The organism is Roseateles oligotrophus, from assembly GCF_025717515.1.
GTDB classification, from domain to species: Bacteria; Pseudomonadota; Gammaproteobacteria; order Burkholderiales; family Burkholderiaceae_C; genus Paucibacter_A; species Paucibacter_A oligotrophus.
The window spans coordinates 410,660-426,226 of sequence record NZ_JAJIRN010000007.1 but is presented as its reverse complement, the minus strand read 5'-3'; the positions used below and the strand labels follow the sequence as shown (position 1 = coordinate 426,226).

The following is a 15,567-nucleotide window of genomic DNA, read 5'->3' as shown; positions in this document are numbered from 1 at the left end:
TTACTCCTGAGCCGACGCTGGCGCCTGCGCCACGCCGCTAGCTAGATGATGTTGGGCGCTGAGCTGGCGTTGCCGCTCGGTGCCCTTGAAAACACGCCGCACCGCCAAGAAGAACACCGGCACGAACAAGACCGCCAACAAGGTGGCCGAGATCATGCCGGCCATCACGCCGGTACCGATGGCGCGCTGGCTGGCCGAGCCCGCGCCGCTGGCGAACACCAAAGGCATAACGCCAAGAATGAAGGCCATCGAGGTCATGATGATGGGCCGAAAACGCAGATGGCAGGCTTGCAGAATCGATTCGATCAGGCCTAGACCTTCGGCCTGCAAGTCCTTGGCGAACTCGATGATCAGGATCGCGTTCTTGGCTGACAGGCCGATGATGGTGATCAGGCCCACCTTCAAGAACACGTCATTGGGCATGTCGCGCAGCGAGGCACCGGCCAAGGCCCCCAGCAAGCCCAGCGGCACCACCAGCAAAACAGCCAAGGGGATGGTCCAGCTCTCGTACAGCGCGGCCAGACACAGGAACACCGCCAGCAGCGAGAACACCAGCAGAATCGTTGCCTGCGAGCCCGAGAGCTTTTCTTCACGCGACAGGCCGGTCCACTCGAAGCCGATACCGGCCGGCAGCTTGGCGATCATCTGCTCCAGCTCCTTCATGGCGTCGCCGGTGGATGCACCCAGCGCCGCATCGCCGGCCAGACGCATCGCCGGGTAGCCGTTGTAGCGCACCGCCTGCATCTGACCGCTGCTCCAATGCGTGGTCGCGAAGGCCGCCAGCGGCACGCTCTTGCCCAGATTGTTGTTGACATTCAGCTTGAGCAAGTCCTCGGGCTTCATCCGCGCGGCTGCCTCGGCCTGCACGATCACCCGCTGCAACCGGCCGCTGCTCGGGAAGTCATTGATATAGGCCGAACCCAGCTGGGTGCCTATCACCGCCGCCACCGATTCATAGGCAACGCCCAGCGCATTCGCCTTGTCGCGGTCGATCTCGACCTGCAACTGGGGCGCATCTTCCAGGCCGTCCGGCCGCATGCCGGTGATCACCTTGCTCTTGGCGGCCATGCCCATCAACTGATTGCGCGCATTCAACAAGGCCTCGTGACCGAGACCCGCGCGGTCTTGCAGACGCAGGGCAAAGCCTGAAGCGGTGCCCAGCTCGGGGATGGGCGGCGGCGACAGCGGGTAGATGAAGGCATCGCGCACCGCCATCATCGCGCCGAAGGCACGCCCGGCCAGCGCCTGTGCGCTGTGCTCGGGGCCATGGCGTTCGCTCCAGGGTTTCAGCGGCACAAACACCAGCGCCGCGTTCTGCCCCTGACCCGAAAAGGAGAAACCGATCACGCCGACGGTGGCCTGCACCTCGGGCTGCTTGAGCATGAAGTCTTCCACCTGCTTGACCGCCGCCTCGGTGCGGTTGGTCGTCGCACCCGGCGGCAGCTGCACATTGACGATCAGATAACCCTGATCTTCATTGGGCAAGAAGGAAGTCGGCATACGCACATAGAGCACGCCGACCACGGCCACAAGCGCCACATAGATGAGCAGCACACGCCCGCTGCGGCGCAGCAGCTTGGCGACCCAGCCTTCATAGCCCTTGGCGGTGCGCGAGAAGCCGCGATTGAACCAGCCGAAGAAGCCGGTCTTGGCATGCGCATGGCCGGCCTGCACGGGCTTGAGCAGCGTCGCGCACAGCGCCGGCGTCAGCGTCAGCGCCATCAGCGCGGACAAGAGCATCGCCGCCACCATCGCGAGCGAAAACTGCCGGTAGATATTGCCGACCGACCCGGCGAAGAAGGCCATCGGCACGAAAACCGACACCAGCACCACGGTGATGCCGATGATCGCGCCGGAGATCTGCCCCATCGCCTTGCGGGTCGCCTCCAGCGGCGACAGCCCTTCCTCGTTCATGATGCGTTCGACGTTCTCCACCACCACGATCGCATCATCGACCAAAATGCCGATCGCCAGCACCATGCCGAACAGCGTCAGCACATTGATGGAAAAACCCATCGTCAACATGATGGCGAAGGTGCCCAGCAGCGCAATCGGCACGACCAGGGTCGGAATCAGCGTGTAGCGCCAGTTCTGCAGGAACAGGAACATCACCAGGAAGACCAGCACGATGGCCTCGATCAAGGTCATCACCACCTGCTTGATCGAGATGTCGACGAACTTGGACGAGTCGTAAGGGATCTCGTAGTTGACGTCCTCGGGGAAGTAGCGCTGCAACTCCAGCATGCGAGCCTTGACCGCATCGGCGGCCGCCAGCGCATTGCCACTCGGCGCCAGCTGGATGCCGATGCCGGTGGAGGGCTTGCCGTTCAGGCGCGAGTAGGAACCATAGCTTTGACCGCCCAGTTCGATGCGCGCGACGTCCTTCAGTCGCACGCTCGATCCGTCGGCGTTGGCGCGCAGCACCACGTTCTGGAACTGCGCGGCGCTTTCCAGCTGACCCTTGACCACCACGGTGGCCGACATGGTCTGGCTGGACAGATTCGGCAGATCACCGAGCGTGCCGGCCGGCACCAGCGCATTCTGATTGCGGATCGCGTTATTGACCTCGGACGGGCTGATATTGAAGGACAGCATCTTGGCCGGATCCAGCCAGATGCGCATCGCCCGCTCGGTGCCAAACAGCTGAGCCTGGCCAATGCCGGGCAGGCGCTGGATCTCGGGGATGATGTTGCGCGAGGCGTAATCACCCAACTGCACGGGATCCATCGTCCCATGCTTGGACGACAAGGTGACGAACAACAAGAAGTTGCTGCGCGCCTTGTCCACCCGCACGCCCTGCTGCACCACGGCGGCCGGCAGGCGCGGCGTGGCACGGCCCAAGCGGTTCTGGATTTCGACTTGAGCCAGGTCGATGTTGGTGCCGGGCTCAAAGGTCACGGTGATCGCACCGGTGCCATTGGCCTGGCTGACCGACTCCAGATAGGCCAGGCCGGGCGCGCCATTGAGCTCTTGCTCGATCACGGAAATAACGCTCTCGTCCAGCGTCTTGGCGGAAGCTCCCGGATAGATGGCGCTGATGACCAGCGACGGCGGCGCCACGGTCGGGTACTGGGCGACCGGCAGTTTGGTGATGGCGACAGCGCCAAACACCAAAATGAACAGCGCAATCACCCAGGCAAAAATCGGTCGATCAATGAAAAAACGTGCCATTGCGTGATCCTCGGCTTATTTGCTTGAAGGGTTGGCGGCCGAGGCGGCAGACAAGGGTGCAGCGCTCCAAGGCACCGGCGTCACCGGCGCGCCGGGCACGAACATCTTCTGGAAGCCGTCAACAATGACCTGCTCGCCGACCTTCAGACCGTCCAGCACCACCCATTGATTGCCGGCAGCCTGGCCGATCTTGACCATGCGGTTCAGCGGCTTGTTGTCGGGGCCGATGACCAGCACCGAGTCCCCCTGATTACCGCGCTTGACGGCTTGCTGCGGCAGCAAAATACCGGCCGGCAACTCGGCCTGCACCAGGCGCACCCGCACATATTGGCCGGGCAAGAGCTGAGCCTCGGCATTGGCCACCTCGGCGCGCAGCATCACCTGGCCGGAGCTCGGGTCGACGCTCAAATCGGTGAAGAGCAGTCGGCCGGCTTGCTTGAGCTCGCTGCCGTCGTCCAGCACGATGCGCACTTCGGCCGCAGGCTGGCCGGTCTTGGATGCGAGCTTGCGCAACTGGCCGGCATTGAGCGCTCGGCGCATTTGCTGCACCTCGTTGGCGCTCTGGGTGAAATTGACAAACACGCTGGAGGTCTGCTGAACCAGGGCCAGCTGGGTCGCCTCGGCGGCGCTGACCAACGCGCCCTCGGTCACCAGCGCGCGGCCAATGCGGCCGGAAATCGGGGCCGTCACATGGGCATAGTCCAGATTCAGCTTGGCACCGGTGATGGCGGCCTTTGCGGCGGCCACATCGGCCTCGGCGGATTTGGCGCTAGCAACCGAAATCAAATATTCCTGCTGCGAAATGGCCCGGCCTTCGTACAAAGGCTTGTTGCGCTCGGCTTGAGCGGCCGCCTGGCTCAGATTGGCCTGCGCCTTGGCCAAGTTGGCTTGAGCGCTGTCGAGTGCAGCCTGGTAGGGCGCCGGGTCGATCTGGAACAAGGCCTGGCCGGCTTTGACTTCGGCCCCTTCCGTGAACAAGCGCTTGAGCACCACGCCATTGACGCGCGCCCTCACCTGCGCGGTACGCAAGGCCTCGACCCGGCCAGGCAATTCGGTCTGCAAGGCCACGGCCTGCTGCTGCGCGCTGATCACGCCAACCTGAGGCGGTGGAGGGGCGCCGCCGCCAGCGGCGGGCCTATCACCCGTGCCGCCGCCGCAAGCCGTCAATGCGGCAGCCACGGCGATGACCAAGGGAATCAGGTAGAGAACCCGAGCGCCGGTACTCAGCGCGCGTGGGGTCAAGGATGCGTTTTTTGTCGGCATGGTGATGGGAGGCAAATGTGTAGAAGCAACTGAACAAGAATGGCTCGCATTCTATACATACATCCGCGTATGTATGTAAACGAGGTTAAAATATCCTCACGATGGCCAGGAAAACCAAACTCGAAGCCCAGGAAACGCGCAACAGCTTGCTCGACGCGGCGGAGTTGCTGTTCCAGCAACGCGGTGTTTCGCGCTGCTCGCTGCAAGACATTGCCTTGGCGGCGGGCGTGACGCGCGGGGCGATCTACTGGCATTTTCAGGACAAGGCCGAGTTGTTCAACGCCATGATGGAGCGCGCCACCATGCCGCTCGAAGAAGGCATGCACCCGCCCAGCGCGGCCGCAGCCCACCTGACGCTGACGGAATTGCGTTGGGGTTTGGTCAACGTTTTCTACTCGGCCATGCACAACGAACGCACCCGCCGTGTGTTTGAAATCGCGATGCAAAAGGTCGAGTACACCGGCGAGATGCAGGCCTTGCAAGAACGCAAACTGGCCGCGCACCGCGAATGGCGCGAGCAAAACCGTGCCGCGTTCAATCACGCCGTCGGCTTAGGGCAATTGCCAGCCAGCCTGGATACCCGCGTTGCCGCGCTGTCCTTGGTGGCCCTCGTGGACGGCTTGCTGCACCAATGGATGATGGACCCCAGCTCTTTCGACCTGCTGGAAGTCGGGCACGCTGCTGTGGAAGGCTTCTTGACCAGCTTGGCCTCCAAGGACGCCAATTTGCTGCCGCCGATGAGCCAGGAAGAACGCGCACGCCTGGGCCAGGTCGGCATTTGCCGGCGCAGCAGCGAGCCTGGCGCCTGACAAAACGCCCGCGTCATGAAGAAAGTCCGCCACATGCGGGCGCTAAGCCCTTGATTTTTGCCGGCAATCAGCGGGTTTGCCCCAAGTCAGGGACAATCACGGGTTGCTCTCCAAAGAATTGCCGCCGTGTCCGCACACCCAACCCTCACCGCACCGAAACCCGTCAAGGCCCTGACGGCCTACCGCCCGTTCTGGGCCAAGCGTTTTGGTCACGCTCCTTTTCTGCCCATGAGCCGGGCCGAGATGGATCAGCTCGGCTGGGATTCCTGCGACATCATCATCGTCACCGGCGACGCCTATGTGGACCACCCGAGCTTCGGCATGGCCGTCATCGGCCGCACGCTGGAGGCGCAAGGCTTTCGGGTCGGCATCATTGCGCAACCCGACTGGCAAAGTGCCGAGCCGTTCAAGGCCTTGGGCAAACCGAATCTGTTCTTCGGCATCGCCGCCGGCAATATGGATTCGATGATCAACCGCTACACGGCCGACCGCAAGATCCGCAGCGATGACGTCTACACCCCCGGCGGTCAGGGCGGCAGCCGACCCGACCGCGCCGTGCTGGTCTACACCCAGCGCTGCAAAGAAGCCTGGAACGAGGTGCCCATCGTGATCGGCGGCATCGAGGCCTCGCTGCGCCGCATCGCGCATTACGACTATTGGCAAGACAAAGTGCGCCGCTCGGTGCTGGTTGACTCCAAGGCCGATCTCTTGGTCTACGGCAATGCCGAGCGGGCGATCGTCGAGATTGCGCACCGGCTGGCTGCCCGGCAGTCGATCTCGTCCATCACCGATGTACGCGGCACCTCGTTTATGCGCCGCACCGACGACCCCAGCTCGCACGAATGGTTCGAGCTGGACTCATCCTCGGTCGACCTGCCCGGCCGCATCGACGCGCATATCAGCCCTTATCAAACGATCGAAGAAACCGCCACCGACAAGGCCGCTGCTTGTGTGACCGGCCAGGTCAAGGCACCCGCTGGCGATGGCAGCAAGCCGATCAAGATCGTGCGAATGGCCAGCGCGGCTGTGGCTGCGGCACCCTTGTCAGGCAAGATTCAAATGCCCGCGCGCGAACGCACCGTGGTGCGCCTACCGTCCTATGAGCAGGTCAAAAGCGACCCGGTTTTGTACGCCCATGCCAACCGCGTCTTGCACCTGGAAACCAACCCCGGCAATGCGCGCGCCCTGGTGCAAAAACATGGTGAGCGTGATGTCTGGATCAACCCGCCGCCGATCCCGCTGACGACGGCCGAGATGGACCATGTGTTCGATCTGAACTATGCCCGCGCGCCGCACCCGAGCTATGCCGACGAGAACGGCAGCCATGACCATGTGACCAAGATCCCGGCCTGGGAGATGATCCGCTTCAGCGTCAACATCATGCGCGGCTGCTTCGGCGGTTGCACCTTCTGCTCGATTACCGAGCACGAAGGCCGCATCATCCAGAGCCGCAGCGAAGACTCGGTGATTCGCGAAATCGAGGAGATGCGCGACAAGGTCAAGGGCTTCACCGGCGTCGTCTCCGACCTCGGCGGGCCGACCGCCAATATGTACCGCATCGGCTGCAAGTCGCCCGAGATCGAGGCCGCTTGCCGCAAGCCGTCCTGCGTCTACCCCGGCATCTGCCAGAACCTCAACACCAACCACGATCCGCTGATCAAGATGTACCGCCGCGCACGGGCCTTGAAGGGCGTGAAGAAGATTCTGATCAGCTCGGGCCTGCGCTACGACCTGGCGATCAAGTCGCCCGAGTATGTGAAAGAGCTGGTCACCCACCATGTGGGCGGCTATCTGAAGATCGCGCCCGAGCACACCGAGGGCGGGCCGCTGACCAAGATGATGAAGCCCGGCATCGGCACCTACGACAAGTTCAAGCAGATGTTCGAGCAGGCCAGCGAGGAGGCCGGCAAGAAGCAGTATCTGATCCCCTACTTTATCGCCGCCCACCCGGGCACGTCCGACGAGGACATGATGAATCTGGCGGTCTGGCTGAAGAAGAACGGCTTCCGCGCCGACCAGGTGCAGACCTTCTACCCCAGCCCGATGGCCACCGCCACGGCGATGTATCACACCAGCAAGAACCCGCTGAAGAAGATCACCCGCGACGCGGCCACCTCGGAGACGGTGGACATCGTGCGCGGTGATCGCCGTCGGCGCCTGCACAAGGCGTTTTTGCGCTATCACGATGCGAACAACTGGCCGCTCTTGCGCGAAGCCTTGCAGACCATGGGTCGGGCCGACCTGATCGGTAACGGCAAATATCATCTGATCCCGACCTATCAGCCGGTCACCGATGGCGCTTATGAAAGTGCCAGGCGCAAAAATTCGACCCCGACCGGGGTCAGCAAGACAGCGGGCAGCAAGACGGCCGGCGGCAAACCGCGTCCAGGTCAGATCCTGACTCAACACACCGGCCTGCCGCCGCGGGATAACGGGTCGCGGCCGGCGCCTCGCCGATCGAGTTCAACGACGACGGTCAGCAGCGGCGTGCGGCGCTCGCAAACAAAACGCTGATTGGCAATTGCTTCAGGGCTTGGCGCGCAAGGAACTCATCAAACGCGCCAGACGCAGACCAAGCGCGGCGAAGCTCAGGACCCGGCCGACAAAACCCGGGCGGCGCAAGCCCGTCACCATCAGCAAGGCGCCGGCCAGACCACCGGCCGCGCCGACCCAGCCCATGGGTTTGAGCAAGGCTTGAGCTTCGCTATGCATTTCGGCGCGCAACTCGATATTGCGCAGGCGCAAGGCCAGTTGACGTTGCTGAAGTTCAACCAATTCGCGTGTAAACATTCAGGGCTCCAAGGCGTTGCGGTCACGCCCCAACTCGGCCACGCTGCCGGCAAAGGCGCCGCCGGGCTGGCTCAACTGGCGCTCTGCGCGACCCCAGCAAAGCCAGGCCAGGCCCAGGTAAAGCAGACCCAAAACCAGCGCCGTCAGCCAACGCCAAGTCTCGGGCGTCACCAGCAATAGGCATAGGCTCAACATGCCCAGCGCTGCTGCGGCCAGGAGCAAAGCCAAGAGCGACTGAATCAGGGCGCTGAAAAGCCTGAGCTTTTCGGCCTCGAATTCCAGTGATATCTGCTCGATACGGATCTGCACCATCTCCAATCCATGCCCGAAAAAACGCCGCAAGGAAACCATCAACCCTGCACCTGGCGCGGCCTCTGCATCACCTCGCTGCTTGCTCCCCGGCTCGCTCGTCATATTTTTCTCCAAAAAATCATCTTGCCGCGCTAATCGTTTGATCAATGCTGCTGCAAATCGTCTATAACCGCAAACAATGCCAGCAAGAACGTTGCTTCATAGGCAATTTCGCTGATGGTGGCAGGGTCCAAAATGAAATACCCTTAAGCTATTGTCAATCCATAGGCTGGAGCACAGGCCCTCATGCGCGAGACAAACAGTCCGGCCAAGTCCGAACATCAGGACGACGACGATCTATTGGAATTTTTGGATGGCCCCGAACACGGCGAGGCCAGCGATCACTCATCGAGTCAGCCTTGGCGTGTCTTGATCGTCGATGACGACGGGGACGTCCATAAAGCCACCGAGCTTGCGATGCAAGGCTTGCTGGTTGAAGGCCTGCCACTAACCTTCTTGCACGCCAACTCGGCGGCCGAGGCCAGACAAGTGCTGGCCAGCGAAGGCGATCTGGCGGTCGTTTTGCTGGACGTCGTGATGGAATCCGAAGACGCGGGCCTGCAACTGGTTCGCTACATCCGTGACGATTTACGACTTGGCGCCGTGCGCATCATCTTGCGCACCGGCCAGCCCGGCTATGCACCCGAGATCGAAACGGTGCAGGCCTATGACATCAACGATTACAAGACCAAATCCGAGCTGACGCGCACGCGGCTGTACACGGTTTTGACGGCCGCAATCCGCTCCTATCGCCAGATCTGCTCTTTGGATTCGAACCGGCGCGGCCTGGAAATGATCGTCGAGGCCAGCACCGAATTGAGCCGACTGCGCGGTCTGCACCGCTTTGCCGAGGGGGTCGTCACCCAACTCTGCGCGATGTTGGGCATCTTGCCCGAGGGCATGGTCTGCGCACAGATGGAAAACGAAGCCGAGACGGATGTGCGCATCGTCGCGGCAGCCGGCCAGTACAGCGGGCTGATCAATTGTTCGCTCGCCTTGGTGCCGATCAAAACGGTGCGTGAGCGTCTGCAACGCTGTTTGACCCAGCGCGAGAACATCTATGACGAAGGCACCTGTCTGTACTTCGGCCTTTCCAACGGGCGGCCGATGGCGGCCTTGGTCGATGTCGGACGCAAGCTCAGCGAACTCGATCAGCAACTGCTGCGGGCCTTCTGCTCCAACATCTCGGTGGGCTTCGAGAACGTCGTGCTCTACAGCAAGTTATTGGACCAAGCCTATAACGACCAACTGCTGAAGCTGCCGAATCGCAATCGCTTCGTTGAATTGCTGGACAAGAACCTCAAAGACCCGGCCGGCATCACTTTGGCCCTGATTGACCTCGACGACTTCTCCGACATCAATGATGCCTTCGGTCATCACTTCGGTGACCAGGTCTTGCAATCGGTTGTCGCCAGGCTAGGCTCCAAGCTCGGCCTGAGCACGGCGATGGCGCGCATCGGCGCCGACACCTTCGGCCTGCTGGGCGAAAACAAGGTGGTTTGCGGGGAGACCATTCAGGACGTCTTCCTGGAACCCTTCTCCGTGGCCGGCGAACGTTTGCAGTTATCGGCCACAACCGGACTGGTGCGATTGACCGAGTCGGCAGCGGTTGGCTCGGAACTCTTACTGGACGCGCAAATCGCGCTCAAGCAGGCCAAGCAGCAACACCGTGGTTCCTCCCAATATTTCTCGCCCGCCATGGGCACGGATGCGCGCGAACGCTTCAAGCTATTGAAGGGCTTGCGCGCCGGCTTTGAAGAAAACCGGCTGTTTGTCGTCTATCAACCCCAGGTTGATCTGCCCAGCGGCCAAGCCATTGGTGCCGAGGCCTTGTTGCGCTGGCGCACCGAGGACGGCAAATATGTGCCGCCGGATCAGTTCATCCCGCTGGCCGAAAAGTCGGGGCTCATCATCAGCATCGGCGAGTTCGTGCTGCGCACATCCTGCCACCAACTCAAGCGCATGCTGGAGCTCGGTTATGCCGATTTCCGTATGTGTGTGAACGTCTCTTTGGCGCAATTCCGCCATCCGGAGTTCCTGCCTGTGTTGAACCAGGCCATGCGCGACATCGGTGTGGCCGGGCGCAATCTCGAACTCGAAATCACCGAGTCGATGGCGATGGAGGACACCGAATTGGTGATGCACATCCTCGCCGACATCAAGAAACTGGGCATTACCGTCGCGATCGATGACTTTGGCACCGGCTTCTCATCGCTGAGCCATTTGCGTCAGTTGGATGTGGACAGGCTAAAAATTGACCGCGCTTTTGTACGTGAAGCGCAGACTTCAACCGCCGGCTCCACCATTGCGCAAATGGTCATCAACCTGGGTCGCGGCCTGGGACTGACGGTGATCGCCGAGGGCATCGAGACCGAAGAACAACGCTTGCTCTTGCTCAGCCTGGGTTGCCATGAAGGTCAGGGTTATTTGTTCGCCCGCCCAATGCCGGCCGACCAATTGGAAATCTGGATGGCGCAAGCCAAAACCGGCTCCGAGTAAGGCGGTGCCGGCTTTGTTTTGATTCCGACTGACTGCCGACTCAGCGTCGGCTGATCAGCATTCCCAGCAGCAGGCCCACACCGGCCGCGAGGCCGATAGCCTGCCAGGGCTTCTCGTGCACGTAGAGATCGGTGGCCCGACCCGCTGCCCGGGCCTTTTCTACCGCCGCATCCTGCAGATCTGCCAAGTTATGTTTGGCACGATCGAGGCTGGCTTGAACCTTGGCGCGCAACTCTGCTGCACCTTCGCTGGCCGAACCGGCGGTAGCGCGCAGCAAGCTCTCGGCTTCGGAAACAACGGCATGCAGATCGCTCATCAGGCGATCGCTATGGGCTTGATTGACTTCGGACATGGCAATGTTCTCCTTGGCTACAAAAATCTCACCCCGTAACTTAACACCTCTTTTCAAGGCATGGGCGCCGGGCCATTGATTTGAATCAAAGCCCGGCGCCGGCGACAAAGCCGACAGCTAGGCAATCTCAGTTCAACAAGCCTTCGGCCGGCACATATTCATAGCCCAGATCGCGCGCCACCGCCTCGTAGGTCAACTGGCCCAGCGCCACATTGAGACCCGCGCAGAGATAGGCGTTGTCGTTCAAGGCCCGGCGCCAGCCCTTGTCGGCGAGCGCCACCGCATGAGCGATGGTGGCGTTGTTCAATGCAAAGGTCGAGGTGCGTGCCACAGCGCCGGGCATATTGGCGACGCAGTAATGGACGACACCGTCAACCACAAAGGTCGGATCGGCATGCGTGGTCGCGTGCGAGGTCTCGAAGCAGCCGCCCTGATCGATCGCCACATCGACCACTACCGCACCCTTTTTCATGCGCGAGATCATCTCGCGTGTGACCAGCTTGGGCGCCGCCGCACCGGGAATCAACACGCCGCCGATCACCAGGTCGGCCGCCAGCACCGACTCCTCCAGGCTCTGCACATTCGAATAGCCGGTGCTGATGCGGTTGCCAAAGACCAAGTCCAGCTGCCGCAGGCGATCGACGTTACGGTCCAGCACGGTCACGCGCGCGCCCATGCCCACGGCCATTTGCAGCGCATGGGTGCCGACCACGCCGGCGCCGATGATCACCACATGCGCGGGGGCAACACCTGGCACCCCGCCCAGCAACACGCCCATGCCGCCCTTGCTCTTTTCCAGGTGGGCCGCGCCGGCCTGAATCGACATGCGCCCGGCCACCTCGCTCATAGGCGCCAGCAGCGGCAGACCGCCGCCGGGCCCGGTGACGGTTTCATAGGCGATACAGACCGCGCCCGACTTGACCAAGGCGGCGGTCTGCTCCGGATCGGGTGCCAGGTGCAGATAGGTGTAAAGAATCTGGCCTTCGCGCAACATCGCGCATTCCTGCGGCTGCGGCTCCTTGACCTTGACGATCATGTCGGCCTGCGCAAACACCGCCTGCGCATCCGGCGCGATGCTGGCGCCGGCCGCCACGTAATGCTCATCCAGCAGGCCGATGGCCGCACCGGCACCGGTCTGCACCAGCACCTGGTGGCCGCGCGAGGTCAGCTCGCGCACGCTGGCCGGAGTCAGGCCAACGCGGTATTCGTGATTCTTGATTTCCTTAGGGCATCCGACTTTCATGCTTGTCTCCAGGGCCAAGGTGGCTTGTTGTGGTCTCGCTTTGTACGCCCAAGCTCGCTCACTAGGCAAGCTTGATTTGATTCGCTTCAGCCTCATTAGCACCGCTTATACGGGCATGCCAAAGGCTCAAAGCTAAGTCACAATCACCACGCACCCTAACCATGCCAAGGAACGCTCATGTCCCTCTGCAAGATCCTCGTCGCCCAGGGCGGTGGCCCGACCGCCGTCATCAATCAATCCTTGGTCGGCGTCGTGCTCGAAGCGCGCCGCCAGCACCAGGTCGGCCTGGTCTACGGCGCCCGCCACGGCGTGCGCGGCATCATCAACGAAGACTTCGTCGACCTGACGCAGGAAACCAGCCACAACCTCGAACTGGTGGCACAGACGCCGAGCTCCGCCCTGGGCTCGACGCGCGACAAACCCGACGCCGCTTACTGCCACAAGATCTTCAAGGTCTTGCAGGCCCATGGCATCACGCATTTTTTCTATATCGGCGGCAATGACTCGTCCGACACCGTGCGCATCGTCAGCGAAGAAGCCGCCGCGGCAAGCTACCCGCTACGCTGCATCCACATCCCCAAGACGATTGACAACGACCTGGTCGGCAATGACCACACGCCCGGCTTCCCCTCGGCCGCGCGCTTTGTGGCCCAGGCTTTTGCCGGCGCCAACCTCGACAACGCGGCGCTGCCCGGCGTCTATGTCGGCGTGGTGATGGGCCGACATGCCGGCTTTCTGACCGCCGCCTCGGCCTTGGGCAAGAAGTTCCCCGACGACGGCCCGCACCTGATTTATTTGCCCGAGCGCGTGTTCGACTTGCAGCAATTCCTGGCCGATGTGAAGGCGACCTACGAGCGGTTTGGGCGCTGCGTGATCGCCGTCTCCGAAGGCATCCACGACGCCTCCGGCCAGCCGATTGCCGCGCAGCTGGCCAGGGATCTGGAACGCGACGACCACGGCAATGTGCAACTGTCCGGCAACGGCGCGCTGGCCGATCTGCTGTGCGAAGAGATCAAAGACAAGCTCGGCATCAAGCGGGTGCGCGGCGACACCTTCGGCTATCTGCAGCGCAGTTTCATCGGCTGTGTGTCGGATGTGGACCAGCGCGAGGCCCGCGAGGTCGGTGAAAAAGCGGTGCAGTTTGCCTTCAATGCCGGCCGCGACGGTTCGGTCGCCATCAAACGCAGCGGCTACTACTCGGTCGATTACGAGTTACTTCCGCTGACCGCCGTCGCCGGCAAAACCCGCGTGATGGAGGACGAGTTCATTGCGGCCAGCGGTACCGATGTCACCGATGCCTTCCGCCTCTACCTGCGCCCACTCTTGGGCTCCGGCCTGCCGGACGCCTTCCGGCTGCGCCCCAACCCGGTGGCCAAGGTACTCAATCCAGAATGAATATGCAAAACACCCTGCCCTCGCCCTCACTCTTACCTGGCAGCGGCCGCCTCATCCTCGGCTGCATGGGCATGGGCAGTGACTGGCAAGGCGGCGCCGTTACCGAAAGCCATATCGCGCAAGCCCATGCGGCGCTGGAAGCCGCACGCGAAATCGGCATCACGCTGTTCGACCATGCCGACATCTACAAACGCGGCACCGCCGAGCAATGTTTCGGCGAACTGCTGCGCCGCCAGCCGTCGCTGCGCGACGACATCCTCTTGCAGAGCAAATGCGGCATTCGCTTCGCCGATGACGCCGGGCCGGCCCGTTATGACTTGTCCGGCGCCTACATCGTGGCCGCCGCCGAGGCCAGCTTGCGGCGCCTCGGCGTCGAGCATCTGGACATCCTGCTGCTGCACCGCCCCGACCCCTTGATGGAGCCGCAGGAGATTGCCGAAGCCTTCAGCCGATTGCGCAGCGCTGGCAAGGTGCGCTTTTTTGGCGTCTCGAATATGCAGGCCGGTCAAATGCGCTGGCTGCAACAGGCCTTGGATGCGCCGCTGGTGGCCAATCAACTGGAAATGAGCCTGGCCAAGTTGGACTGGCTGGACCACGACAGTACTTTCAACGACCCGCAAAACACCAGCGCCCTGCCCTGGGCCGGCACGCTGCAGTATTGCCAACAGCAAGGCATTCAGCTGCAGGCCTGGAGCCCTTTGGCACAAGGCATTTTCAGCGGCGCCAAGTCAGACCGCGCCAGCCCGACCCAGCAGGCCACCGCCAAACTGGTGCTGAGCATGGCCGAACAATATGCGGTGAGCGCGGAGAGCATCGTGCTGGCCTGGCTGCTGCGCCACCCGGCGGGCATACAGGCGGTCATCGGCAGCACAAGGCCCGATCGAATTCGCGCTTGCGCCGCTGCCACAACCCTTCAACTGAGCCGCGACGACTGGTATCGGCTCTATCTCAGTGCGCGCGGCCAGGCCTTGCCTTAAGGCCGTCGTTGATCTCCGTTAGCAAAACAAGCGAGCAAGCTTCATGGGACAGACCATAGCCTTCACACGCCCCGACGGCGCCAACAGCACCGCCTACCTGGCCGAGGCCGACAGCAGCGAGGGGCTCAAGCGCCCAGGCCTGATTCTGATTCAAGAATGGTGGGGCTTGAACCCGCAGATTTGCGGCGTGGCCGATCGGTTCGCGGCGGCCGGTTTCACCACCCTGGCACCCGACCTCTACCGTGGCCGCCTGGCCAGCAATACCGATGAAGCCACGCATCTGAAGCGCGGCCTGGACTTTGCCGACGCCACCCACCAGGACCTGGCCGGCGCCTTGGCCTTTTTGGCCCATCATTGCACCAAGATTGGCGTGACCGGCTTTTGCATGGGCGGCGCGCTGACCATCGCCGCCTCCGTGCACCTGCCGAGCTTAAGTGCGGCCAGCTGCTTTTACGGGATCCCGCCGGCCGACTTGGCGGACCCGGCAAAGATCAAAATCCCGTTCCAGGGTCACTTTGCCAATCTGGATGACTGGATCACACCGGCCGCTGCGGATGCCTTGCAGGCCAAGCTGCCGGCCTCAGCCGAAATTTACCGTTATGCCGCCGAGCATGGCTTCTTCAACGAGCAGCGCCCCGAGGTTTATGACGCGGCCAGCGCCGAGCTGGCCTGGGCCCGCACCTTAGCTTTCTTCAACAAGCATCTGCTGGCCTGAGT

At 62.4% G+C, this 15,567-nt stretch carries 12 protein-coding genes; 6 read left to right on the top strand and 6 right to left on the bottom strand.

What is annotated here, in order from left to right; all coding sequences use genetic code 11:
• Both LNV07_RS17405 and LNV07_RS17400 read right to left on the bottom strand, forming a co-directional pair.
• Positions 1-3,171 (bottom strand): efflux RND transporter permease subunit, encoded by a 3,171-nt coding sequence (locus LNV07_RS17405; protein ID WP_263572434.1) that lies wholly within the window; start codon positions 3,169-3,171, stop codon positions 1-3.
• A 15-nt stretch (positions 3,172-3,186) separates the two neighbouring features.
• Positions 3,187-4,434, bottom strand: a complete 1,248-nt coding sequence (locus LNV07_RS17400) for an efflux RND transporter periplasmic adaptor subunit (RefSeq protein WP_263572433.1) — start codon at positions 4,432-4,434, stop codon at positions 3,187-3,189.
• 101 nt (positions 4,435-4,535) lie between these two features.
• On the opposite strand from LNV07_RS17400, the gene LNV07_RS17395 reads away from it, so the two are divergent.
• Together LNV07_RS17395 and LNV07_RS17390 are read left to right on the top strand one after the other, a co-directional pair.
• Positions 4,536-5,243, top strand: a complete 708-nt coding sequence (locus tag LNV07_RS17395) for a TetR family transcriptional regulator (protein WP_263572432.1) — start codon at positions 4,536-4,538, stop codon at positions 5,241-5,243.
• A gap of 126 nt (positions 5,244-5,369) precedes the next feature.
• On the top strand, positions 5,370-7,757 hold the full coding sequence (locus tag LNV07_RS17390; RefSeq protein ID WP_263572431.1) for a YgiQ family radical SAM protein: 2,388 nt from the start codon (positions 5,370-5,372) through the stop codon (positions 7,755-7,757).
• 12 nt (positions 7,758-7,769) lie between these two features.
• Here LNV07_RS17390 and LNV07_RS17385 read toward each other — a convergent pair whose 3' ends face one another.
• Both LNV07_RS17385 and LNV07_RS17380 read right to left on the bottom strand, forming a co-directional pair.
• The gene (locus tag LNV07_RS17385; protein WP_263572430.1) at positions 7,770-8,033 is read right to left on the bottom strand and encodes a hypothetical protein; all 264 of its coding nucleotides are present in this window, start codon (positions 8,031-8,033) and stop codon (positions 7,770-7,772) included.
• On the bottom strand, positions 8,034-8,447 hold the full coding sequence (locus tag LNV07_RS17380; RefSeq protein WP_263572429.1) for a phage holin family protein: 414 nt from the start codon (positions 8,445-8,447) through the stop codon (positions 8,034-8,036).
• Positions 8,448-8,630: 183 nt separating this feature from the next.
• Between LNV07_RS17380 and LNV07_RS17375 the strand changes: the two genes are divergently transcribed.
• Positions 8,631-10,883 (top strand): GGDEF/EAL domain-containing response regulator, encoded by a 2,253-nt coding sequence (locus LNV07_RS17375; protein ID WP_263572428.1) that lies wholly within the window; start codon positions 8,631-8,633, stop codon positions 10,881-10,883.
• A gap of 40 nt (positions 10,884-10,923) precedes the next feature.
• On the opposite strand, the gene LNV07_RS17370 is transcribed toward LNV07_RS17375, so the two are convergent.
• Positions 10,924-11,235 carry a DUF883 family protein gene (locus LNV07_RS17370; RefSeq protein ID WP_263572427.1) on the bottom strand — a complete coding sequence of 104 codons (312 nt, stop codon included), beginning with the start codon at positions 11,233-11,235 and terminating at the stop codon, positions 10,924-10,926.
• Between the two features lie 127 nt (positions 11,236-11,362).
• Positions 11,363-12,478 carry an alanine dehydrogenase gene (gene ald, locus LNV07_RS17365; RefSeq protein WP_263572426.1) on the bottom strand — a complete coding sequence of 372 codons (1,116 nt, stop codon included), beginning with the start codon at positions 12,476-12,478 and terminating at the stop codon, positions 11,363-11,365.
• A gap of 177 nt (positions 12,479-12,655) precedes the next feature.
• On the opposite strand from ald, the gene LNV07_RS17360 reads away from it, so the two are divergent.
• From LNV07_RS17360 to LNV07_RS17350, 3 genes are read left to right on the top strand one after another with little or no spacing between them, the layout of a single operon-like run.
• Positions 12,656-13,873 carry a 6-phosphofructokinase gene (locus LNV07_RS17360; RefSeq protein WP_263572425.1) on the top strand — a complete coding sequence of 406 codons (1,218 nt, stop codon included), beginning with the start codon at positions 12,656-12,658 and terminating at the stop codon, positions 13,871-13,873.
• Positions 13,870-14,850, top strand: coding sequence for an aldo/keto reductase (locus LNV07_RS17355; protein WP_263572424.1), 981 nt, complete (start codon positions 13,870-13,872; stop codon positions 14,848-14,850). The genes LNV07_RS17360 and LNV07_RS17355 overlap by 4 nt, the downstream gene beginning before the upstream one ends.
• 43 nt (positions 14,851-14,893) lie before the next feature.
• Complete coding sequence (locus LNV07_RS17350) at positions 14,894-15,565, top strand: dienelactone hydrolase family protein (RefSeq protein ID WP_263572423.1); 672 nt, start codon at positions 14,894-14,896, stop codon at positions 15,563-15,565.
• Positions 15,566-15,567: the final 2 nt, after the last annotated feature.

Coding starts and splice junctions, on each gene's coding strand:
- LNV07_RS17405 (WP_263572434.1), bottom strand. CDS start 3,171: ATGGCACGTTTTTTCATTGATCGACCGATTTTTGCCTGGGTGATTGCG.
- LNV07_RS17400 (WP_263572433.1), bottom strand. CDS start 4,434: ATGCCGACAAAAAACGCATCCTTGACCCCACGCGCGCTGAGTACCGGC.
- LNV07_RS17395 (WP_263572432.1), top strand. CDS start 4,536: ATGGCCAGGAAAACCAAACTCGAAGCCCAGGAAACGCGCAACAGCTTG.
- LNV07_RS17385 (WP_263572430.1), bottom strand. CDS start 8,033: ATGTTTACACGCGAATTGGTTGAACTTCAGCAACGTCAACTGGCCTTG.
- LNV07_RS17380 (WP_263572429.1), bottom strand. CDS start 8,447: ATGACGAGCGAGCCGGGGAGCAAGCAGCGAGGTGATGCAGAGGCCGCG.
- LNV07_RS17375 (WP_263572428.1), top strand. CDS start 8,631: ATGCGCGAGACAAACAGTCCGGCCAAGTCCGAACATCAGGACGACGAC.
- LNV07_RS17370 (WP_263572427.1), bottom strand. CDS start 11,235: ATGTCCGAAGTCAATCAAGCCCATAGCGATCGCCTGATGAGCGATCTG.
- ald (WP_263572426.1), bottom strand. CDS start 12,478: ATGAAAGTCGGATGCCCTAAGGAAATCAAGAATCACGAATACCGCGTT.
- LNV07_RS17360 (WP_263572425.1), top strand. CDS start 12,656: ATGTCCCTCTGCAAGATCCTCGTCGCCCAGGGCGGTGGCCCGACCGCC.
- LNV07_RS17355 (WP_263572424.1), top strand. CDS start 13,870: ATGAATATGCAAAACACCCTGCCCTCGCCCTCACTCTTACCTGGCAGC.
- LNV07_RS17350 (WP_263572423.1), top strand. CDS start 14,894: ATGGGACAGACCATAGCCTTCACACGCCCCGACGGCGCCAACAGCACC.